Raw genomic sequence first — 21,403 nt, forward strand, 5'->3', positions numbered from 1 at the left:
GCTTTCGGTGACGGGAAGAGGCCGGGCGCTGCCTTCGCGGCCGCGCCCGGCTGCCTTGGGGTTCGCGCGGATCAGCCTTTGGCGAGCCCGCCGGCCTTCATGAAGGCACCCATCGCCTTGTCGCTGTCGGCCATGAACGAGCCGAAGGCGTCCGCATCGGCATACTTCATCGTCAGGCCGCGCGAGTTCATGAAGTCCTTGTACTCCGGCGAGTCGTAGATCTTCTTGAGCTCGGCCGAGAGCTGCTTTGCGACGTCAGGCGGCAGGTTCTTCGGCCCGCCGATGCCGCGCCAGGAGCCGAGCGGCACCTCCAGCCCCATGGCCTCCTTGAGGGTCGGTACGTCCTTGAACTGCGGGTTGCGCTGCGCGGCCATGATGGCGAGCGACTTGGCCTTGCCGGCATCGATCATGGCGCGCGCTTCCGGCACCGAGCAGGTCACGAGGTCGAGACCGCCGGCGGCCAGATCCTGCATAGCGGGGGCTGCGCCATTGGACGGAACCCACGCGACATGGTCGGGCTTCAGCCCCATCGCCTGCATCCAGCCGACCAGCGCGAGATGCCAGATGCCGCCCTGGCCGGTGCCGGAGGCCTTGAGCTTGCCGGGAGGCGCCGCCTTGATCGCGTCCGCCAGCTGCCTGACGTCCTTGTAGGGCGAATCCGACTTCACCTGGACGCCCGGCGGGTCATCGTTCATCAGCGCCAGCGGCGTGTAGCTGGCGTAGGTCAGCTGCGTCAGCCCCTGATGGTGCATCATCGCGATCTCGGAGGTGATGATGCCGAGCGTGTAGCCATCGGGCGCCGCCGTCGCGATCGCCGAATGGCCCACTACGCCGGAGCCGCCGGTGCGGTTCACCACGTTGAAGGGCTGGCCGAGGCTTTTTTCCAGTAGCGACGCGATGATGCGGACTACCGCATCGGTACCGCCGCCAGCACCCCAAGGGCAAACGAGCGTGACGGGACGGGACGGGAACTTGGCCTGCGCGATTGCAGGCGCGGCGATGAGGCCGGCTGCGCCGGCAGCCGCGACCTTGAGCACACTGCGTCTGTCGATCGAATTCATTCGAGCATTCCTCCGCTAAATCGATTTGGGATCCGGGCGCTGCGCCGTGAGCGTGGAGCGGCCGCGCCAGGCGGATGGCGGCGCGGCTCAGATTCGAGGTTCCGCTTGCCGATAGCACCGGAACCGGCGAACCGGCTCCGGCGCCATGAGGTTTCCCTTACGGTTTGGCACTCGCGGCCATTGCGGCGCGCGCCTCTTCAACAAGGTCGGCGCCGATCTTCTTGCTGTACTCTGCCACGACAGGCGCAACGCGTGCGCTCATGGCTGCCATCGCTTCAGGCGTGGGTTGGGTGATCTTGAAGCCCTTCGCCTGCAGCTCGCCTTCCAGCTGCTCTGCCGCTTTGCGAGACAGATCGCGTTGGAAGGCGGCCGATTCCTTCGCCGCCTCCATGACCACAGCCTTGTCCTTGTCAGAAAGGCTGCCGAACCATTTGCGGCTGGCGAGGAGGACGAACGGCGTATAGACGTGCCCCGTCTTGGCCAGATGGCTCTGCACCTCATAAAACCGTGCAGTATAGATCAGAGCGTAAGGAGTCTCCTGAGCATCTACGGCGCGATTTTCGAGCGCGCTGTAAAGCTCGGGCCAGGGAAGAGGCGTCGGGTTGGTTCCCAGGGCCGTCCATGTCGCGATAAACAGCGGGTTCGGTATGACCCGAATATTGAGTCCGGCCATATCCTGCACCGTGTTGACGGCCCGTTTTGCGTTGGTCATGTGCCGGAAGCCGTTATCCCACCAGGCCAGCCCCACAATGCCGGTCTTTTCCCTGAGCTGTGCAAAGAGCTTTTCGCCGACCGGGCCGTCCATGACGGCATCGACCGCGGCGAAGTCCTTGTAGAAGAACGGAAGGTCGAAGATCATGAATTGGGGAACGACGCCGACCAGATTCGGCGTAGGGCCAACCATGATGTCAATGAAGCCGGCCTGAACCGACGCCTGCATCTCGGGCTCGCTGCCTAGCACGCCGTTGCCGAATGTTTCGATCTTGATGCGGCCAGCGGTCTTCTCTTCCACCAGCTTCGCAAAATGACGCGACGCTTGTCCAACTGGATGATCGTCGACAGGCACGTATCCCAAGCGCGTGTTCTGAGCCGCAGCCGGAGTGACGGCCACAAAAGCTCCTAAAACTGCGGCAGCTAGAAATCTCATTCTCATGGTTTAACCTCCCCGTGGAACTTATTATTATTAGGATCAAGGCCGTAGGATTTGTCGTCGCGAAACGAATAGCTCTGACGCCAGGCTATGAATCTCCGTTATCTTTGTTGATCTCTATATTGAAGATGGCGCCGACGGTCGTTTGATCATCGGATTTCTGCATTCGTAATGGGCGTAACCCGGAACAAACTCGCCGACGCTGCCCCTTCGCCGTCAAGGCCATGGAATTCTTGGCCTGCCCGGGAGGGGCCGCGCCACGGCTGGATCAACCCAAATATCCCTCAGACCCGACTCAGACTTACGCCCGAGGCGAATGTCTACAATATGGACAATATGTCCAATAAGTTATGATGACCAGAGACAACCTGAGTTGTCAACGCTGGATCACCGCTCTCCGCGACCCGCGATGGGTCGCTTCCATGGCGACGTCCTAAGCGAGCTTGCGAGCCATGATCCGCTCGACCGAAACCAGAAACACATTCTGGTTCATGCTGCCTATCGGAGGGGCGCGGTCACCCCGTTTTTGGCCGCTGTCTTCCACCAGGATGCTGAGCGGCAGCGGCGCCGCCACAACCCGAATCCGGCGCTTGACAAGCTAGGATTCCAAACGCACATATTATGGACAATACGTCCATAATGTGGTCATTCCGCTGATGGCCGCGCATCTCTGTGCGCTGGCTAAACAACGGCGTGCCGTATGACACGATGCTGCAGCAATGCAGGTCGGCGCAATATCAGGGGAGAGCGCAAGCGTGCACACCATAACCTATCTGACGAACATCAGTTTCGGGGTTGGCGCGTCCGACGCGTTGGCTGACACCCTGCGTGAGCTTGGCGTATCGCGCCCCTTGGTGATCAGCGATCACGGCATCAAAGCAGCTGGCCTGCTCGACCGCCCGGGCTTTGCATTTCTAAGTTCGGCTCCGGTCTTCCTGGATGTTCCCACCAACCCGACGGAAGCCGCGGTTGCTGCTGGTCTCGAACTGTATAGGCAAGGCGGCTGCGACGGCGTCGTGGCGATTGGTGGGGGATCCCCGATCGATCTGGCCAAGGGCGTGGCGCTGCTTGTAACGCATGATGGCGAACTGGAGCGCTATGCGGCGATTCTTGGCGGTGTCGCGCGCATCACGAGCGCAGTGGCGCCGCTCGTGGCCATCCCGACGACGGCTGGCACCGGGTCGGAAGTCGGTCGTGCGGCGTTGATCACGCTGGACGATGGCCGAAAGCTCGGCTTCATCAGCCCGTACCTGATCCCGCGCAGAGCGGTCTGCGACCCCGCCCTGACGATGGGGCTTCCGCCGGGTCTGACGGCCTCGACAGGTCTCGACGCATTGTCGCACTGTATCGAAACGTACCTGTCCCCCCGCTTCAACCCGCCCGCCGAGGCAATCGCCACGGACGGCTTCAAGCGCATCTGGAAGGCATTGCCTGTTGCGTATGCGGATGGCGCGAACGCCGAGGCGCGGACCGAACTCATGATGGGCGCTCTGGAAGGCGGCATGACCTTCCAGAAGGGTCTCGGAGCCGTCCATGCCCTGAGCCATGCGCTCGGCGGTCTCAAGGAGGCGAAGCTGCATCATGGAACGCTCAACGCCATCCTGATGCCGACGGTTCTGCGGTGGAACGTAGAAGTTGAAGCGGTTGCCCAGAAGGTCAGGCACCTCGAAAGCCTAGCTGGACTTGACGGAACGCCCCTCGCAGATGCCTTGGACGCGCTCAACAGTCGATTGGGCATCACACCGAAATTGTCCGAACTTGGCGTGCCCCGTCACGTCATCGATTGGGTCTGCGAGCGAGCCATTGCGGACCATAGTCACCCGACCAATCCACGCCCCTTGAGTAAGGCAGACTACGCCGCGATCCTCGACGCCGTGTTCTAAGCTCAGACCGCCCTGAAGAAGACCGAGGAGGCAGTTCCGTGAGACCGATCGTGATCGTGACCGGCGCAAGCCACGGCATCGGCGCAGCAACGGCCAGGCTGTTCGCCGCCGAAGGCTACGATGTTTGCATAAACTACCTCTCGGACAGCGAGGCAGCGTCCGAGGTCGTCGGGTCTTGCAAGGCCGCAGGAGCACGCGCCATCGCGGTCCAGGGAGACGTGGGCAAGAGAGAGGACATACAGGCTCTGTTCAGAGCCTGCGACGATGAACTGGGGAGAGTGACCTGCCTGGTCAACAATGCCGGGATTATTGGAAAGGCCGGCAGGATAGAGGAATTGCAGCCTGAGGTGCTTGAAACCGCCTTCAGGATAAATGTCTTCGGCGTGATGTACTGTATCCAGGAGGCCGCGCAACGCATGTCCACCCGCAAGGGCGGGCAAGGCGGTGCGATCGTGAACATGTCGTCGCTGGCAGCCTTCCTCGGCAGCCCCAACGAATATGTTCACTACGCCGCCACCAAGGGAGCGGTTGAATCCATTACCTTTGGCGCGGGGAAGGAACTGGCACCGGAGGGCATTCGCGTGAACGCCATCCGCGTCGGGACCACCAACACGCGGATCCACACGAACGGCGGAAATCCCGAACGCCCGGCCAGGATTGCCGCGCTGACGCCGATGGGGCGCATCGCGGAGCCCGACGATATCGCGCGCGCTGCCCTGATGCTCGCGTCTCCCGGCTCCGGGTTCATGACTGGCACCTTGATCACCGTCGCCGGCGGGCTTTGATCGTCCGGTCTGGCAATTCGTAGGGCAGTGCCGGGGCTGATCCCGGTACGGCTAACAAGACCGTGTCGCGTCCCGCGACTGACTCTGCAGTCTCGCTCGATCGCCGCAACGCCAAGTCGCGAGTCAAGGCCCGCCAGCGGCGTGGCGGACCCTTTTGTCGTATCCCCCGGAAAAGCCGTCGGCTCACCTTCTCGTCCGAGCTTCAATGGAGCCAGCGCGCGGGCACGGTCACCAATGCCGGGAATAGAACCAGCAGCATAATGAGGAGCATCTGGGCCACGAGGTAGGGCATGGCCCCCTTCGTCGCCGTTTCCAATGAGACTCCGCTGATTCCCGATACCGTGTTGAGGACCGTCCCGACAGGAGGTGTGATCAGGCCGACCGCGTTGACCATCATGAAGATGACCCCGAAATAAACCGGGTCGATACCGGCCGCTTTGACGATCGGCATGAGAATGGGCACCAGAATGGTGATGCAGGGTGCGAAGTCGAGCGCAGTACCCACGATGAAAACGACCAGAACGATCATGCCCATCAGCAGGATCGGCGATTTGATGAACGGTCCCAGGAGACTGACGAGCTGGGCGGGCATATTGGAGATCGTCAGCATGAAGCCGGAGATCATGGAGGCTGCCACCAGCAGCATGATCACGGCCGTCAAGCGACCGGCCGAGAGCAGCGCGTCATACAGCAAGCGCGGTGTCAGCTCGCGATAGACAAACAATCCCACAAACAGCGCATAGGCGGCAGCCACGACACCGGCCTCGGTCGGCGTGAAGATGCCGAAACGCAATCCCGCCAGGATGATCACAGGCATCATCAGCGCCCAACCGGCGGTCACGATAGTTTTCGGGAGATCCCTGCGCGGCGTCTTGAGCCGAACCGTCGCCGTCTCCTTTTTCGCGAGGAACCACCAGGCAACCATGAGGCTGAGCCCCATCATCACCCCTGGCACGATCCCGGCGAAGAACAGGCCGACGATGGAAATGTTTGCGGTGACGCCCAGGATGATGAACCCCACCGATGGCGGGATGACGGGCGCGATAATGCCTGTCGCCGCCATCAGGCCCGAGGCTCGACCCATATGGTAGCCGGCATCCCGCATCAGCGGGACCAGCATGACCGCGAGTGTCGCCGTGTCCGCGATGGCGGAGCCGGAGACGCTGGCGAGGATCAGCCCCGTGCCGATGACCACGTAACCGAGGCCGCCACGAATGTGACCGACGAGCGCCAGGGCTACGTTCACGATCCGGCGGGAGAGGCCGCCGGCATTCATGAGCTCGCCTGCGATGAGAAAGAAGGGGATCGCCATCAGGGGATAGCTGTCCGCGCCGTTGACAAGGCGTTGCGCCAGGATGTTGGCGTCCAGATTTCCCATCAGCAGCATCATCGCAATCCCCGACAGCATCAGGGCGAAGGCGATGGGAACCCCGATGGCCATCGTGCCAAGGAGGGAACCGATGAAGACCAGGCCGCTCACGGGGTTTTCTCCGAAGTCAGCGCGGAGGGCACGACCGGCAGCGGCTCGACATGCTCCACTCCCGACCAGGGGGCGGGCAGGATGCCGCGCAGCGAACGCCACAGATCGAGAAGGAGAACCAGGGCCATCAGGATCGCAGCGACAAATCCCGCGAGGTAGATGGCGCCGACGGGAATGCCGGACAGTGCCTGGACGTTGCTCCATTCGATGACGGTGAGCTCCCAGCTGCCTTCTCCCAGAAGCCAGCAGCACCACAACATCAGACCGTATGAAACGAGGAAGCAGACCAGACGCGCTCTTGGAGGCAATCGGACGACCAGAGACTCGACGCCGAGATGCGCGCCCTTGGCGAGAGCCACCACGGATCCCATGAAGATGACCCAGACGAGGACGACGCGGGAGACCTCGACGGCAAACGGAATGCCCGAGCTGAAGCCGTAACGCAGTACGACATTCGTAAATATGAGCAGGCTGATGATGGCCATGCCGATGACGACGAAGACGTCGAAAGCCTTGAATAGCCACTGCAACGCTGAGAACATGACCGCTCACGAAGGTTGTGCGCGCATGCGGCGGTTTCGCCGCAATCTGACGAAGGCCCGGAGACGTTGAGCCGAGCCTCGCTAGCAGGTTAGGCTGGTGGCCCGTCTGCGTATCCGATCGAATTGCGCGCGAGATAAATGCGAGGATACCTCCGGCCGGACTGGCAGGAGATCTCAGGCAATTCGTCCGGTGTCAGACACCTTCCACCACGGCCAGATGCACTTTGGCGTGCTTCTCGCGGGCCTTGATCGCCTTCTGATATTCCGGAGAGTTGTAGCAGGCGAGCGCGGTCTCGTAGTCCTTGAACTCGATGACGGCCAGCCGGTTCGCGGCGGGGCCTTCCATAACCTGGCTTTGTCCAGCGCGAACGACAAAGGCGGCCCCGTATTTATCGAAAGCCGCCTTGTTCAACGCGATATAGTCTTTGTACCCTTCATGGTTTGCGATATCGACCAAAGCAACCCAGTAGCCTTTTTTGGACATCTGCTTCCTCCCAGCATGACCTCCCGAGCCTCCTCTTGCGGGAGGCGTGGGGATTCGATTCGTTCACGTTCGGCGTTCTAGAGTTTGCCGTTGATCCCCCTCGATCACGCGGCTAGAACCGGCGAAGAGAATTGACTACAATGTGGACAATCTGCCCAAGTTTTGTAGAGCCGGGGTGTTTCGTTGTCAAGCTTGCGAGGTATGCCCGTGACCAAGAATGAGCAGGATGAGGGCGAAGGTGGAGCGCTTCATCATGTACAGGGAGCGGCGTCGTTCTCGAAGTTCATGACGGTGCTGCAGATCATCGCCGATGCCCCTGGAACGCTGAACATCGCCCAGCTGACGAAGCGCGCGCCGTTTCCCAGGGGCACGATCTACCGCCTCGTTTCGGCGCTCATCGCGGAGGGGCTGGTCACGCAGTCAGGAGAGAATGGAACGTTTCGGCTGGGGCCACGCCTCCTCCAGTTTGCTGCAAAGACCTGGGAGGACTCCGACCTGCGTACGATCGCAAGGGATTTCCTGGTGTCGCTTCGCGACGCAACGGACGAGGCCGTGCATCTTGCGGTGCCGAGCAACAACCGGATGGTCTATATAGACAAGCTGGTAGGCTCCAACAGGGTGCAGATGAAAACCAGCATCGGCGGCCAGGTCGAACTTCACTCCACGTCTGTAGGCAAGGCGTGGCTGTCCGGCCTGCCGGACCAACGACTCCTGGACCTTATCAAGGGCCTGGACCTGAAGCGCTACACGGCCAAGACGTTCACAACACCCGCAGCGCTGCTCGATGAATTGAAGCGGACGCGTGAGCAAGGGTTCGCGTTCGATGACGAGGAAAACGAGCCGGACATCCGCTGTTTCGGCAGCCCGATCTTCAATCGTTCGCGGGAGCCTGTCGGGGCAGTCAGTATCAGTATGCCGGTCTATCGGCACGACGAGCGGCGCCACGAGCTCTGCGGAAGGCTGGTGCGTGAAACCGCCCAGCTCATCAGCGCCGAATTGTCCCGGATGCTATAGCGCCGGAGTGTCCGCGCCCCGCGATAAGTGTGATCCGGGCCTGACCACGATCGGTTTCCCGTCCACTAATGTCTGCGTCCTGGCAAGCTGAAAAGGTCGAATTGTAGCGCTCTCCAGAGGCCACGATGAATTCTCGATGGCGGTACCTGTGGGCGGCACCCTTGCAGGCCTGCTACCCCATGGCGCCCTCGCGACGATCTCCGACAGCATCCTGGTCGAGTAAGGTCACGGCGGTGTCGACGACACCCTCCAGCAGAGACTTCTCCGGCCGCACCCGTGCCAGCACGCGGACGCCCATCAGTACGCCGAGAAGATGCCGGGCGAGATCCTCGGCAGGACGAGACGACGTGATCGAGCCGCTTGCCCGGCCTTTCGCGATGCAGGACAGGAAGAAGCCTTCGATTCGGTGGAGTACGTCCGCGACCGCAGCCCGGAAGCCTGGGTCTTCTGGTACGACGTCGAGCGCGGCATTTACCAGCATACAACCCTTGCACTCCTCGTCCTTGAGCGATCGGGCCAGGATCTCGCGAAAGAAGGCCTCGATCGCTGCTCGCGGCTCCATGGCCTCGCAGCGCCGGATCCTGTCGCCGATACTGCCCTCGACATAGTGATCGAGCGCGCGACGGTAGATGGCCTGCTTGTCGCCGAATGCGTTGTAGAGGCTCGCGCCGGTCAAGCCCGTGCGTGAGATCAGGTCGCGGACCGACGTCGCCTCGTAGCCGCGCTTCCAGAAACACTGGACCACCGCATCGAGCACAACCTCTTCGTCGAATTCCCTGGGCCTACCCATGGTGCTCCTCTGCCGCATCTATCCGCACATTGCCACAGGCAAACTGCGTTGCATTCTAGAACGATCGAACTAAAACTAGAACCACGCGGCCACACGAATGATGCCGTCGTCGGAAAGGTCGTGCGATCATGAGTCTCGAACAGGATCTGGCGGCTTTCCGAGCCGATTTCATGCGAACCGCGCCTGAAGGCCGCGCCGCATTGTACGAGGCGAAAATCGAAGAGCTGCGCGCTTCCTTTGCCCAGGACAAAGCGATCGGCGTTGGTGACCAGGCCCCAGGCTTCGATCTTCCCGGCATCAACGGCAGCCGGGTCGTAGTGGGCGACCTGCTGCGGCAGGGACCGGTGGTGCTCACCTTCTATCGCGGCGGCTGGTGCCCTTATTGCAACCTCCAGCTCCGCGCCTATCAGGCGGCTCTTCCGCATATCGCGGCGCTGGGAGCCAGTCTCGTCGCCGTTTCGCCGCAACTTCCCGACAACTCGCTCGACACTGTCGAGAAGAACGCGCTCACCTTCGATGTCCTCAGCGATGTCGGGAACGCGGTGGCGAGGAGCTATGGCCTGGTCTACGCCCTGCCGGCTGAATTGCGCGAGGCACTGCGTTCCAACGACAAGGCGTTGTCGAGGATCAATGGCGACGACAGCTGGGAGCTTCCGGTTCCGGCGACCTATGTGATCGGCAACGACGGGCGGATTTTGCTCGCCTCGCTCCATGTCGACTACAGGACGCGCCTTGAGCCCGAGGCCATTCTAGCGGCGCTGCGCGCGGCCCGGTCCTGATCCATGTCCGACTCGCGGACAGTTCCGGCGAAGCTGACTGGCGGAACGGCCCTGCCGCGCCCTCGCGCCGCCGGCATCGCCTGGGCGGCACTCACAGTGTCAATCTTTTCGGGATGGTTCGTCATCACCCGCTTCAGCGTGACGCGGGAGTTGCGCATCTGGGACATCACGGCGTTGCGCTTCGGGATCGGCGCTCTGCTTCTAGCTCCGGTCCTCGTCCGGAATCGGACGCGGCTGCCTCGCGCTGCGTGGGGCACGGGCTTCGTGTTCGCGATGCTGTGGGGCGTGCCGTTCGTGCTGCTCGTCGCGCTTGGTCTCAGCCTCACATCCGCGGCGCAGGCTGCCTCGATCGCCCCGACATTGATGCCGCTCTTCGCGGGCCTGTTCGCCTGGGCGTTCCTTGGGGAGATCCAGGGCTGGCGGCGCTGGGGCGGATATGCAGCCATCCTCGCCGGATTGTCGCTGCTCCTGCTGGCCGGCGCGGCGTCAAGCGGGCCGCCGAGCGCGGCCGGCATAGGCGCGCTTGCGGCCGCCGCGGCGATGTGGGCGGTCTACACGCTCCTCTTCCGCCGCAGCGGCCTCGCACCGATCGAGTCGGCTGCGCTGATCTGCTTCTGGTCGGCCGTGCTCTTTCTGCCGGTCTATGGGCTCGGCGGTCTCAGCCGGCTCGGCCATGCCGGAGCGGGCGAGATCGCGCTGCAGGCCGTCTATCAGGGCGTGCTGATGAGCGGGGTCGCGATCTTCACCTTCAACCGCGCCGTCTCGCTGCTGGGTTCCTCCGCCGCCACGGCGATCATCGCGCTCATCCCCACGATCGCCTCGCTCCTCGCCATTCCGATCCTGGGCGAGCACCCGTCGCCGGCCGAGGGCGCGGCGATCGCCGTCATCGTCGCCGGGGTCCTGCTCGCCGCCCGGCGGCCCGGCCCGCCCGAACCGTCCGATCAACGAAGGGAAAACCGATGATCCGCTTCTATTTTCATCCCACGCCCAACCCCGCGAAGGTCGCGCTGTTCCTGGAAGAGGCAGGGCTGCCCTATGAGACGATTCCCGTCGATACGAGCAAGGGCGAGCAGCACCTGCCCGCCTTCCGTGCCGTCAATCCGAACGGCAAGGTGCCGGCCATCGTCGACACGGAGGGGCCAGGCGGCCGGGAGGCCCGCGTATTCGATTCCACTGCGATCCTGCTCTATCTCGCCGACAAGACCGGACGGTTTCTCGGCACTGCCGAAGACCGGCCGGAGCTGCTCTCCTGGCTCCTGTTCATCGCCTCCGGCCTCGGCCCGTTTTCGGGACAGGCGGTGCATTTCCAGTTCGCCGCGCAGGAAGGGCTCGACTATGCCTTGAACCGCTATCGCCGCGAGGCGGAGCGCCACTATCAGGTGCTCGACGAACACCTTGCCGGACGCAGCTACATCGTCGGCGAGACCTATACGATTGCCGACATGTCGGCCTGGGGCTGGCTCGATCGCGCCTCCCGCGTCCTCAAGGGAGCCGAGGATCCGCTCGCGCCGTTCCCCAATCTCAAGCGTCTGTTCGAAAGCGTCGATGCGCGGCCGGCGGTCGCGCGGGCTCGCGCGGTCGGGCAGGATCATGCCTTCAAGCAGATCCGCGACGAGGAGGCGAAGCGCGCGCTCTTCCCCTCGAACTATCCCCCTGCGGCCTGAAGCCGAAGCCTGGAGATCAATCCATGAGCGACACAACCGATTACGTTCCGCCGAAGGTCTGGACCTGGGACAAGGCCAGCGGCGGCCGCTTCGCCAACATCAACCGCCCTATCGCCGGCCCGACCCATGAAAAGGAGCTGCCCGTCGGCAAGCACCCCCTGCAGCTCTATTCGCTGGGAACCCCGAACGGCATCAAGGTCACGGTGATGCTGGAGGAATTGCTGGCTGCCGGCCACAAGGGCGCCGAGTACGATGCCTGGCTGATCAAGATCGGCGATGGCGACCAGTTCGGCTCCGGCTTCGTCGAGTTCAATCCGAACTCGAAGATTCCCGCGCTCATGGACCGCAGCGGGCCGACCCCGATCCGTATCTTCGAATCCGGCGCGATCCTGGTGCATCTCGCCGAGAAGTTCGGCGCTTTCCTGCCGCAGGAACAGCCGGCGCGGGCGGAGACCCTGTCCTGGCTGTTCTGGCAGATGGGCTCGGCGCCGTTCCTCGGCGGCGGCTTCGGCCACTTCTACGCGTATGCGCCGACCAAGCTCGAATACCCGATCAACCGCTACGCCATGGAGGTGAAGCGCCAGCTCGACGTGCTCGACCGGCGCCTCGCCGACAACGCGTTCATCGCGGGCGACGCCTACACGATCGCGGACATGGCGATCTGGCCCTGGTATGGTGGGCTGGTTTTGGGCTGGCAGTACGGCGCGGCCGAATTCCTCTCCGTGCAGGACTACAAGAACGTCGTCCGCTGGGCCGAGCAGCTCTTTGCCCGGCCGGCCGTGAAGCGAGGCCGGATGGTCAACCGCGTGGTCGGCGACCCGTCCGAGCAACTCCACGAGCGTCACGACGCCGGCGACTTCGAGACCCGGACCCAGGACAAGCTTGCAGGGGCATAGCCTTCAGCCGCGGCGAGATAGGCACCGGCGGCAACGCAGCCGCCGGTGGTGCCGGCAAACTCACAATCGATAGAGAATCACGAGGGGAACACCCGATGCTGAAGATTCTGGGGCGCCTGAGCTCGGTGAATGTCCAGAAGGTGGTGTGGGCGGCCGGCGAAACGGGGCAGGCGTTCGAGCGGATCGACATCGGCGGTCCGTTCGGTGGCAACCGCGAGCCGGCCTATCTGGCGAAGAATCCCAACGGACAGGTGCCGGTCCTTGAGTATGGCGACGTCCATATCTGGGAATCGAACGCCATCGTCCGATACATCGCGGCGCGATACGGCCGGGATACGATCTGGGAAGAGGATCCGGCCAAGCGCAGCGAGGGCGACCGCTGGATGGACTGGGCCCTGGGCGAGCTGCAACGGGTGATGGTGCCGGCGTTCTGGGGCTTGATGCGCGAGCCGGCGACGGCCGATCCCACCGCGATCGCCAATTCGATCACACGGACCGAGCATTGCCTGGATATGCTCGAGGCTCATCTCGCCAAGGGTCGGAGCTATGTCGACGGCGATCGTTTCGGGATGGCCGAAATCGTGCTGGGTCCCAGCGTGCATCGCTGGCTGAATATGCCTGTGACACGCGCGCCGCGACCCCGGTTGCAACGATGGTACGAAACCATCGCGGCGCGCGAGGCGGCACAAGTCGCTCTTCCGCTCCCAATCGCATAAAAAGCTATATGAACGTGCGCATTTGACTAGCGCATGAGCCGTAAAAGTTGTGCCGAGGGCCGGTATTGAGCGATCTACGACCGGTCGCCAAGCTTGCTCTGTAATGTCCGCTTCCGGGCGATTGCCCAATGTCGGGTTGTGGCGCTAGGCGGCGGCGATAAAGGATCGATACAGAACGCAGAGTGCCGCTCCGAGAACGAAAGCTAACAGGCGCCAGAAGAGTATACCAGTGGCCGATTTTCTCACCAGAGCCCGTCACGATGCCCGCTGCCGGCCTAAGGCAACTTCGACGTAGGCCGATGCACTACCGTGAAGATACAGTGAGTTACGGTTCGGCCTAAGGGGAAAACAATGGGGATACGTCAGCGGGGTTGAGTGCGGGTATAACGGCGGCGAGCGCGACAGGCGCAGTCCCGCCCTCCAGAGGACCTGCCATGACCCTGTTCGTCGCCTCCTATCTTGCTGGCGTGCTGACCATCCTCAGCCCTTGCATCTTGCCGATCCTGCCCTTCGTCTTATCCCGCGCCGGGCAATCCTTCAGCCGCAGCGCGCTGCCGATGCTGGTCGCGATGGCGATGACCTTCGCGGCCGTCGCCAGTATCGCCGCGATCGGAGGAAGCTGGGTCGTGCAGGCCAACGAGGCCGGGCGCTACGCGGCGCTCGCGTTGCTGGCCATCTTCGGCGTGACCCTGATCTCGCCGCGCGCAGCCATCTTCCTGAACCGCCCTCTGGTCGTGCTTGGAGAGCGGCTGTCCGTCGAAAGCGCCGGCAGGACGCGATCCATCGGCGGCTCCCTGCTCCTCGGCGTCGCGACCGGCCTGCTCTGGGCGCCCTGCGCAGGGCCGATCCTCGGCCTCGTGCTGACCGGTGCCGCATTGCATGGCGCCAATACCGGCACGGTCCTGCTTCTGGTCGCCTATGCGGCGGGAGCCGCGACCTCGCTCGCACTTGCCTTGCGCGCAGGCGGCGAGGCTCTGACGGTGATGAAGCGTGGGCTGGGTGCTGGAGAGCGCCTGCGCCGGGGTGTGGGGGGCGCGGTGCTGGCGAGCGTGTTGGCGATCGGCTTCGGGCTCGATACCGGCCTGCTGACCCGGTTGTCCTTCGCAGCGACGGCCGGCGTCGAGCAAGGCCTCCTCGACAGGCTTGGCCGCGATGGCACTGCGTCGCTGCGCATCGCAGAGAATGGCGGCACCGCGATGCCGGCCCAGCCCTATCGCAGCAGGCTGCCCGATTTCGGCGCGGCGCCGGGCTTCGAGGGAGCGGTGAACTGGCTCAATGGAGCGCCCCTCGAGGCTAAGGAACTACGGGGCAAGGTGGTCCTTGTGAACTTCTGGACCTATTCCTGCATCAACTGCATCCGCACCTTGCCTTATGTCCGTGCCTGGGCGGAGAAGTACCGGGATCAGGGCCTCGTCGTAGTCGGCGTCCACACCCCGGAATTCGCCTTCGAGAAGAAGGTCGAGAACATCCGGCAGGCTGCGGCCCGGTTCGGGATCGATTATCCGATCGCCGTCGACAACGATTTCCGGATCTGGCGCGCCTTCCGCAACAGCTATTGGCCGGCGATCTATCTCGTCGATGCGCAGGGCCGGGTCCGTCACAGCCAGTTCGGCGAGGGTGGCGAGGCGCTCTCGGAGCGAGCCCTGCAGGACCTTCTGGCGGAAGCCGCAGGCAGCCGCAAGGCGGCGGCGGGCCTCGCGACGCCGCAGGCATCGGGAGCCCAGGCCGCGCCGGACCTCGCCAACGTCCGCTCGGGCGAAGCCTACCTCGGCTATTCCAAGGCGTCGGGCTTCGCTTCCCCGGAAGGGATCACGGGCGATCGGCCGCAGGATTACAGCACCGGCAAGCTTCGGCTCAACCAATGGGGGCTCAGCGGCAACTGGACGATCGGGGCGGAGAGCGCCCGGCTCTCTCGGGCGGGCGGCGGCATCGCCTTCCGCTTCAGCGCGCGCGATCTACACCTCGTGCTCGGGCCCGGCCCCGACGGGCGGCCGATCCGCTTCCAGGTCAGCGTCGACGGCGCGCCGCCTGCCGCCGACCATGGAGTCGATATCGACGCGTCCGGCAACGGCACGGTCTCGGAAACCCGGCTCTACCAGCTCGTCCGCCAGTTCGGCACGGTCCGGGAGCACGTCTTCGAAATCCGCTTCCTCGATGCGGGAACGGAGGCCTATGCGTTCACCTTCGGGTGAACGCGCTTCCCTGCCGTAGCAGCGGCCATCGAAAAAGGCGCCCCGGCTTTCGCCGGGGCGCCTCTTGTATTGGCGTGTCTGGTTTTGGCTACGCTGTTTCAGAGCTTGTCGGCGTCGAGGATCGCCTGCGCGAACTCCCGCGGCGCCTCCTGCGGCGGGTTGTGCCCGATGCCGCCCTTGAACAGCCGGTGCTCGTACTTGCCCGTGAAGCGCCTGGCATAGGCCGCCGGCTCCGGATGCGGAGCACCGTTAGCATCGCCCTCGATGGTGATGGTCGGCACGCCGATGCTCGGGAAGGCGGCGAGCTTCTGTTCCAGCGCATCGAATTGCGGCTCGCCCTGTGCGAGTCCGAGGCGCCAGCGGTAGTTGTGGATCGAGATCGCGACATGGTCGGGATTGTCGAGGGCAACGGCCGAGCGCGCGAAGGTCGCGTCGTCGAACTTCCATTGCGGCGAGGCGAGCTCCCAGATCAGCCGGGCGAAGTCATGGGTGTACTTGGCATAGCCGGCCGCACCGCGCTCGGTGGCGAAATAGAACTGGTACCACCACTGCAACTCGGCCTTGGGCGGCAAGGGAGGCTTGTTCGCCTCCTGGCTGCCGATCAGGTAACCGCTGACCGAGACTAGCGCCTTGACGCGTTCGGGCCAGAGAGCGGCGATGATATCGGCGGTGCGCGCACCCCAATCATAGCCGCCGATGAGCGCCTTCTCGATCTTCAGCGCATCCATGAAGGCGATGATGTCGGTCGCGAGCGCGCCCTGCTGGCCGTTGCGCGGGGTATCCGCCGAGAGGAATCGGGTAGTGCCGTAGCCGCGCAGATGCGGCACGAGCACCCGGTACCCGGCCTTGGCCAGGATCGGCGCGACATCGACATAGCTATGGATGTCATAGGGCCAGCCATGCAGCAGCACCACCGGCGGACCGTCGGCCGGCCCGTCTTCGGCATAGCCGGTATCGAGCACGCCGGCCTTCACCTGCTTCAAGGACGCGAAGGCGATGCGGCCGCCCGATCCGGCGGCCGGAGAAGGGACGCTCTGGGCGTGGCCGCCGCCGATCGCGGCGAATGGTGCAAGCGCGGCTCCCAGCGCCAGCGCGCTCAGGAGGCTGCGGCGAGGATGGTCGATCTGTTCTGACATGGCTCTGTTTCCTGTTGCGAGACATCGCAACGTGATGAGCCCCGGCGGCTGTATCTCCGCTGTTTCGACGATAGCGGGAATTGTAAGCTTTCCCCCGTTTGGGGAGCGAGTATACAGGCGGATACAATCCGCTCGCCTTCCGAAGGCTCGCCGCGGATGTCGATGCGGACCGTGAGCACCACTGCGTTGTGCAACATGTCCGACCATGGCGGGCATACGTTGCGATACAAATCGGCCGATCCGCAAAACAATCCGGACATCTCGGCTTGGGAAAAGCTTCACACCCGCCGCCACTGATGGCAGCGCAGAGATGGAGCGTTCCATGACGAAGATCGACAAGGTTCTCTATACCGGCCGCACCCATACCACCGGCGGCCGCGACGGCGCCTCGCGCAGCTCCGACGGCCGGCTCGACATCAAGCTGTCGCCTCCCGGCAACGCCGGCGCCGGCACCAATCCCGAGCAGCTCTTCGCCGCCGGCTGGTCCGCCTGTTTCATCGGCGCGATCGGCCTCGCCGCCGGCAAGCGTAAGGTCACGCTCCCGGCCGACCTCGCGGTCGATACCGAGGTCGATCTCGGCACGACCGATGGTGCCTATTTCCTGCAGGCGCGCCTGCGCGTCAGCCTGCCCGGTGTCGATCGCGAACTGGCGCAGAGCCTCGTCGAGGAAGCCCACCAGACCTGCCCGTACTCGAAGGCGACGCGCGGCAACATCAACGTGGAGCTGAGCCTGGTCTGACAAGGCCGCCGGCATGGAGGTGATGACATGAGCATCATTCGCAAACGGAAGATTGCCTTCATCCTGCTGGCGATCGTCGCGCTGGCCGCCGTGCCCTGCGCCTGGGACGCGAGCGATCCTAATGTCGCATCCTGGCTCCCGGCCGTGTTCTCGACACTGGTCGGCTCCTAGCCGCAGCTAGGCGGGCCGGGCGTCAAGTAAGCGCCCGGCACCGCTCGATACGGTTTTCGGAGCTTCGCCGGAGCCTGTCCGGCGGCTATGAGAAACCCTTGTTGCGAGGCGCCGGTCGGCGGAAGCGGAAAGTTCGGACATGGAGCATGTCGACCACATCCTGATCGTCGATGACGACCGCGAAATCCGCGATCTCGTATCGAGCTATCTCGCGAAGAACGGGCTTCGGACCTCGACCGCCGCGGACGGGCGGCAGATGCGCAGCTTCCTCGACGCCAACAGCGTCGACCTCATCGTGCTCGACGTGATGATGCCGGGCCAGGATGGGCTCGCCCTCTGCCGCGAATTGCGCGCCGGCAAGCACAAGGCGACGCCGATCCTGATGCTGACCGCCCGCAGCGACGAGATGGATCGCGTCATCGGGCTGGAGATGGGCGCCGACGACTATCTCTCGAAGCCCTTTGCCGCCCGTGAATTGCTGGCGCGCATCAATGCCGTGCTGCGGCGGACCCGGATGCTGCCGCCGAACCTGCAGATCAGCGAAGCCGGCCAGATCCTGACCTTCGGGACATGGCGGCTCGACACGGTGCGCCGACATCTCCTCGATGCGCAGGGCACGGAAGTCGCGCTGAGCGGCGCCGAATACCGGCTGCTGCGCGTGTTCATCGACCATCCCCAGCGCGTGCTCAATCGCGACCAGCTCCTGAACCTGACGCAGGGGCGCGACGCCGAACTGTTCGACCGCTCGATCGACCTGCTGGTCAGCCGCCTGCGCCAGCGGCTCGGCGACGACGCGCGCGAGCCGACCTATATCAAGACGGTGCGCAGCGAAGGCTATGTCCTCTCGGTCCCCGTCGAGATCACGGAGCCCCGGTCGTGACCGCGGCTGCCGCCTTCCGCGTGCTGCCCCGGAGCCTGCGCGCCCGCCTGTTCCTGATCCTGCTCGCGGGGCTGGCGATCGCCTATGGCCTCTCCTTCAGCGTGCTCTATGCCGAGCGCACCATGGCAGCCAAGGCGGTGATGTTCCGCACGCTGGAGAACGACGTCGCGACCTCGATCGCGGTTCTCGACCGGACGCCGGCAGCCGAGCGGCCGGAACTACTCGAATGGCTGAGCCGCAGCAACTACAGCCTCGCTCTGGGGCCGGGGCTTGCCGGCGTGCCCAACACCTCGGGTCACGGCCGCGAGATCGCGGCCAAGTTGGAGAGTGCCGCGGGAACGCGCTTTCCGCTGCGGGTCGAGGCCATCCCGGGCGAAGAGGGTCGCCTCCAGGCCCATCTCGCCTTGAGCGACGGCAGCCCGCTGACCATCGAGATCACACCGCGCGGCATCATGCCGGTCGCCGACTGGCTGCCCTATGTCCTGGTCGCGCAGATGATCCTGCTACTGGCCTGCACTTGGTTTGCGGTCCGGCAGGCGATCCGTCCGCTCGGCGAGTTCGCCGCCGCCGCCGACGCGCTCGACCCCAACGCGAAGAGCCCGCCTCTCAGCGAAGCCGGGCCCAGCGAAGTCGCCCACGCCGCCCGGGCCTTCAACGCGATGCGCGACCGGATCGCGCATTATCTCGAAGAGCGCGTGCAGATCCTGGCGGCGATCTCGCATGACCTGCAGACGCCGATCACCCGCATGCGGCTGCGTGCCGATCTGGCCGACGACACGCCCGAGAGGGACAAGCTCGTCAACGACCTCCGCGAGATCGAGCGGCTGGTGCAGGACGGCATCGCCTATGCGCGCAGCGCCCATAGCAGCGGCGAGAAGAAGACGCGCATCGACCTCACCTCCTTCGTCGACAGCATCGCCTATGATTATCAGGATACCGGCAAGGCGGTGTCCGTATCGGGTCAGATCGAAGGGGTCGCCTCGACCAAGCCGCATGCGCTGCGGCGCATCCTGTCAAACTTCATCGACAATGCCCTGAAATTCGCGGGCGCTGCGGAAATCGCGGTGGAGCGCAGAGACGGCGGCGCGATCGCGATCACGGTGCTGGATCGCGGCCCCGGCATTCCCGAGGAGATGCTGGCCGCTTCCATGCAGCCTTTCTTCCGGCTTGAGCTGTCGCGCAACCGCGAGACCGGCGGAACCGGGCTCGGCCTCGCCATCGCCCAGCAACTGGCCGCGACGATCGGCGGCTCGGTCAGGCTCAGCAACAGAGCCGAAGGTGGTTTGGCCGCGGAAGTGATCATTCCTGACGCCAGGCGTTGATTATTGGCGTTTTTCATTGACCACCAACCTTGTAGATGCTTCCAGCAGCGATGGAAACGCAAGTTGGCCTTCCGCCCGGCTGTCCGCTTCCTGACAGAGATGACATGGCTGTGGCGCTTATGTCTTGTCGCTTTTCGCAAAGCTGCTGCAGGGGAGGTCTGGCCCGACGCCGAGTCAGGTAATTGGCGTTACCGGCTGCGTCTTAGGCTCCCCAAGGCCAGGTCGGCAGTGTCGCTGAGTTGAGAATCTTTAGCGCCGCCGCGGGCCGCCACCTTGAGGCCCGAGCGCAGGATCAGCAACATACGGGCGGCGCTAACGGGGTCGATCTCTGTGTCGAGCTCACCGGCCTCCACTCCAGCGCGAACGCGAGCCGCGAATGCCGCAACGACGGCCGTGGCGGCAGCATCGTTCAGGGCATTGATCTCAGGGTCCGAGCGGCTGAACTCGACGATCGACCCGACACCCAGGCAGCCGCTCTCAATCTCGTCGCTGGAACCTAGGCCCACGAGCAGAGCCGCTTTGATGCTTTCGGCAGGCGTCCCTTTCGCGAGAGCCTCGAGCATCAGCGCCAAGGAGCCGGCATTGTATTTGCGGAGAGCCTCAAGAAACAGGCCGCGCTTGTCTCCGAAGGCGCCGTACAGGCTTTGCCGGCCGATTCCGATGCCTTTGATCAAGTCACTCGTCGAGGCCGCTTCGAACCCCTGGCGCGCGAACACCCTGATAGCACTGGCGATCGCTTCTTCCCGGTCGAACTCCGAAGGTCTGGCCATAACCCTCTCTACAAATTGTTGATCGATCAGTCCAGAATATTCTTGACTGATTGGTCCATAACGACGAAAGGATTTTGGATCAATCAGTCAATAATGGAGGTTCTCGATGAATGCCGCTATTTCCCCCTCAGCGCCGGCCCTGATTTTTGGCGGCGCCCGCGGCATGGGAGCAGCTATCGTGCGTCGCCTCGCGGCCGAGGGACGTCCTGTCGCCTTCACCTATGTCAGCGCGCCGGAGCGGGCTGCCACCCTCGTCCAGGCCGTTGAAACGGGCGGAGGGGCCGGGCTCGCCATCCGTGCGGACAGCGCCGATCCCGAGGACGTGCGCCTGGCTGTCGAGACCGCTATCGAGCGCTTCGGCAAGCCAGGGGTGCTCGTGATCAATGCGGGCATCCTCATGAGTGGCGCCATCGATCAATTCGCGATGGATGACTTTGACCGCATGCTCGCCGTCAATGTGCGCGGCGTGTTCGCCGCGATCCGCTACAGCGCCCCACATTTGTTGGACGGCGGCCGGATCGTCACCATCGGAAGCAATACCGCCGACCGCATCGGCTCTCCCGCTTCCAGCGTCTACGCCATGACAAAGGCCGCCGTCGCTCAGCTGGTGCGCGGCGCCGCGCTCGACTTGGCCCCCCGCCAAATCACCATCAACAACGTACAGCCTGGTCCGGTCGAAACTGATATGACCGCCGACCTCATGGCGTACATCGCTCCCAAGCTGCCGCTGGGTCGTATTGGCAAACCGGAAGAGATTGCCGACCTCGTCGCCTGGCTGACTAGCCCCGCCGCTGGTTACATGACCGGCGCCAGCCTGACCATCGATGGCGGATGGACCGCCTGATCTGCCTTATGGCGCATTCGATTGCCTTCCGAATGCGCCGTTCGCAGATCACAGGCCAGACATGCCCTAACACATAGTCCGCTTTCGGGCAGGGGCCCAATGTCT

22 protein-coding genes are annotated in these 21,403 nt (G+C 64.0%); 14 read left to right on the top strand and 8 right to left on the bottom strand.

Going from position 1 to position 21,403, the window contains the following annotated elements; all coding sequences use genetic code 11:
* Positions 1-71: 71 nt before the first annotated feature.
* Together BLQ70_RS19640 and BLQ70_RS19645 are read right to left on the bottom strand one after the other, a co-directional pair.
* Entirely contained in the window at positions 72-1,061 is a 990-nt protein-coding gene (locus BLQ70_RS19640) for a tripartite tricarboxylate transporter substrate binding protein (protein WP_091860202.1), read from the bottom strand.
* Between the two features lie 157 nt (positions 1,062-1,218).
* Positions 1,219-2,172 carry a TRAP transporter substrate-binding protein gene (locus BLQ70_RS19645; protein WP_170843478.1) on the bottom strand — a complete coding sequence of 318 codons (954 nt, stop codon included), beginning with the start codon at positions 2,170-2,172 and terminating at the stop codon, positions 1,219-1,221.
* Between the two features lie 794 nt (positions 2,173-2,966).
* Between BLQ70_RS19645 and BLQ70_RS19650 the strand changes: the two genes are divergently transcribed.
* Both BLQ70_RS19650 and BLQ70_RS19655 read left to right on the top strand, forming a co-directional pair.
* The gene (locus tag BLQ70_RS19650) at positions 2,967-4,094 is read left to right on the top strand and encodes an iron-containing alcohol dehydrogenase (RefSeq protein ID WP_091860755.1); all 1,128 of its coding nucleotides are present in this window, start codon (positions 2,967-2,969) and stop codon (positions 4,092-4,094) included.
* 38 nt (positions 4,095-4,132) lie between these two features.
* Positions 4,133-4,879 carry an SDR family oxidoreductase gene (locus BLQ70_RS19655; protein ID WP_091860208.1) on the top strand — a complete coding sequence of 249 codons (747 nt, stop codon included), beginning with the start codon at positions 4,133-4,135 and terminating at the stop codon, positions 4,877-4,879.
* Between the two features lie 202 nt (positions 4,880-5,081).
* On the opposite strand, the gene BLQ70_RS19660 is transcribed toward BLQ70_RS19655, so the two are convergent.
* From BLQ70_RS19660 to BLQ70_RS19670, 3 genes are all read right to left on the bottom strand, one after another.
* Positions 5,082-6,359 (bottom strand): TRAP transporter large permease, encoded by a 1,278-nt coding sequence (locus tag BLQ70_RS19660; RefSeq protein ID WP_091860212.1) that lies wholly within the window; start codon positions 6,357-6,359, stop codon positions 5,082-5,084.
* On the bottom strand, positions 6,356-6,901 hold the full coding sequence (locus tag BLQ70_RS19665; RefSeq protein ID WP_091860214.1) for a TRAP transporter small permease: 546 nt from the start codon (positions 6,899-6,901) through the stop codon (positions 6,356-6,358). The genes BLQ70_RS19660 and BLQ70_RS19665 overlap by 4 nt, the downstream gene beginning before the upstream one ends.
* A gap of 193 nt (positions 6,902-7,094) precedes the next feature.
* A complete protein-coding gene (locus tag BLQ70_RS19670) occupies positions 7,095-7,385 on the bottom strand; it encodes a DUF1330 domain-containing protein (protein WP_091860217.1) in 291 nt (96 codons plus the stop codon).
* Between the two features lie 207 nt (positions 7,386-7,592).
* Here BLQ70_RS19670 and BLQ70_RS19675 point away from each other — a divergent pair, with 207 nt between their 5' ends.
* Positions 7,593-8,399 carry an IclR family transcriptional regulator gene (locus BLQ70_RS19675; RefSeq protein WP_170843479.1) on the top strand — a complete coding sequence of 269 codons (807 nt, stop codon included), beginning with the start codon at positions 7,593-7,595 and terminating at the stop codon, positions 8,397-8,399.
* A 172-nt stretch (positions 8,400-8,571) separates the two neighbouring features.
* Here the strand turns inward: BLQ70_RS19675 and BLQ70_RS19680 are convergent, their stop codons facing one another.
* Entirely contained in the window at positions 8,572-9,156 is a 585-nt protein-coding gene (locus BLQ70_RS19680) for a TetR/AcrR family transcriptional regulator (protein WP_244512101.1), read from the bottom strand.
* A gap of 161 nt (positions 9,157-9,317) precedes the next feature.
* Here BLQ70_RS19680 and BLQ70_RS19685 point away from each other — a divergent pair, with 161 nt between their 5' ends.
* From BLQ70_RS19685 to BLQ70_RS19710, 6 genes are all read left to right on the top strand, one after another.
* Positions 9,318-9,968, top strand: a complete 651-nt coding sequence (locus tag BLQ70_RS19685) for a peroxiredoxin-like family protein (RefSeq protein WP_091860222.1) — start codon at positions 9,318-9,320, stop codon at positions 9,966-9,968.
* A 3-nt stretch (positions 9,969-9,971) separates the two neighbouring features.
* On the top strand, positions 9,972-10,931 hold the full coding sequence (locus BLQ70_RS19690; protein ID WP_091860225.1) for a DMT family transporter: 960 nt from the start codon (positions 9,972-9,974) through the stop codon (positions 10,929-10,931).
* Positions 10,928-11,632 (top strand): glutathione S-transferase family protein, encoded by a 705-nt coding sequence (locus BLQ70_RS19695; protein WP_091860229.1) that lies wholly within the window; start codon positions 10,928-10,930, stop codon positions 11,630-11,632. Before BLQ70_RS19690 ends, BLQ70_RS19695 begins: the two co-directional genes overlap by 4 nt.
* A gap of 23 nt (positions 11,633-11,655) precedes the next feature.
* Complete coding sequence (gene yghU / locus BLQ70_RS19700) at positions 11,656-12,528, top strand: glutathione-dependent disulfide-bond oxidoreductase (protein ID WP_091860232.1); 873 nt, start codon at positions 11,656-11,658, stop codon at positions 12,526-12,528.
* Between the two features lie 95 nt (positions 12,529-12,623).
* A complete protein-coding gene (locus BLQ70_RS19705; protein ID WP_091860235.1) occupies positions 12,624-13,244 on the top strand; it encodes a glutathione S-transferase family protein in 621 nt (206 codons plus the stop codon).
* A 434-nt stretch (positions 13,245-13,678) separates the two neighbouring features.
* Positions 13,679-15,436, top strand: coding sequence for a cytochrome c biogenesis protein DipZ (locus BLQ70_RS19710; RefSeq protein ID WP_091860238.1), 1,758 nt, complete (start codon positions 13,679-13,681; stop codon positions 15,434-15,436).
* Positions 15,437-15,534: 98 nt separating this feature from the next.
* Here BLQ70_RS19710 and BLQ70_RS19715 read toward each other — a convergent pair whose 3' ends face one another.
* Complete coding sequence (locus tag BLQ70_RS19715) at positions 15,535-16,572, bottom strand: alpha/beta fold hydrolase (protein WP_091860241.1); 1,038 nt, start codon at positions 16,570-16,572, stop codon at positions 15,535-15,537.
* 322 nt (positions 16,573-16,894) lie between these two features.
* On the opposite strand from BLQ70_RS19715, the gene BLQ70_RS19720 reads away from it, so the two are divergent.
* From BLQ70_RS19720 to BLQ70_RS19730, 4 genes are all read left to right on the top strand, one after another.
* Complete coding sequence (locus BLQ70_RS19720; RefSeq protein WP_091860762.1) at positions 16,895-17,311, top strand: organic hydroperoxide resistance protein; 417 nt, start codon at positions 16,895-16,897, stop codon at positions 17,309-17,311.
* Between the two features lie 27 nt (positions 17,312-17,338).
* Complete coding sequence (locus tag BLQ70_RS25710; protein ID WP_170843480.1) at positions 17,339-17,482, top strand: hypothetical protein; 144 nt, start codon at positions 17,339-17,341, stop codon at positions 17,480-17,482.
* Positions 17,483-17,621: 139 nt separating this feature from the next.
* Positions 17,622-18,362, top strand: a complete 741-nt coding sequence (locus tag BLQ70_RS19725; protein ID WP_091860244.1) for a response regulator — start codon at positions 17,622-17,624, stop codon at positions 18,360-18,362.
* A complete protein-coding gene (locus BLQ70_RS19730; RefSeq protein WP_091860247.1) occupies positions 18,359-19,684 on the top strand; it encodes an ATP-binding protein in 1,326 nt (441 codons plus the stop codon). The genes BLQ70_RS19725 and BLQ70_RS19730 overlap by 4 nt, the downstream gene beginning before the upstream one ends.
* A gap of 188 nt (positions 19,685-19,872) precedes the next feature.
* Here the strand turns inward: BLQ70_RS19730 and BLQ70_RS19735 are convergent, their stop codons facing one another.
* Complete coding sequence (locus BLQ70_RS19735; protein ID WP_091860250.1) at positions 19,873-20,454, bottom strand: TetR/AcrR family transcriptional regulator; 582 nt, start codon at positions 20,452-20,454, stop codon at positions 19,873-19,875.
* A gap of 106 nt (positions 20,455-20,560) precedes the next feature.
* Here BLQ70_RS19735 and BLQ70_RS19740 point away from each other — a divergent pair, with 106 nt between their 5' ends.
* Positions 20,561-21,298: an SDR family NAD(P)-dependent oxidoreductase gene (locus BLQ70_RS19740; RefSeq protein ID WP_170843481.1), complete on the top strand. Its 738-nt coding sequence runs from the start codon at positions 20,561-20,563 to the stop codon at positions 21,296-21,298.
* Positions 21,299-21,403: the final 105 nt, after the last annotated feature.

It is taken from the genome of Allobosea robiniae (assembly GCF_900102525.1).
Classification (GTDB): domain Bacteria; phylum Pseudomonadota; class Alphaproteobacteria; order Rhizobiales; family Beijerinckiaceae; genus Allobosea; species Allobosea robiniae.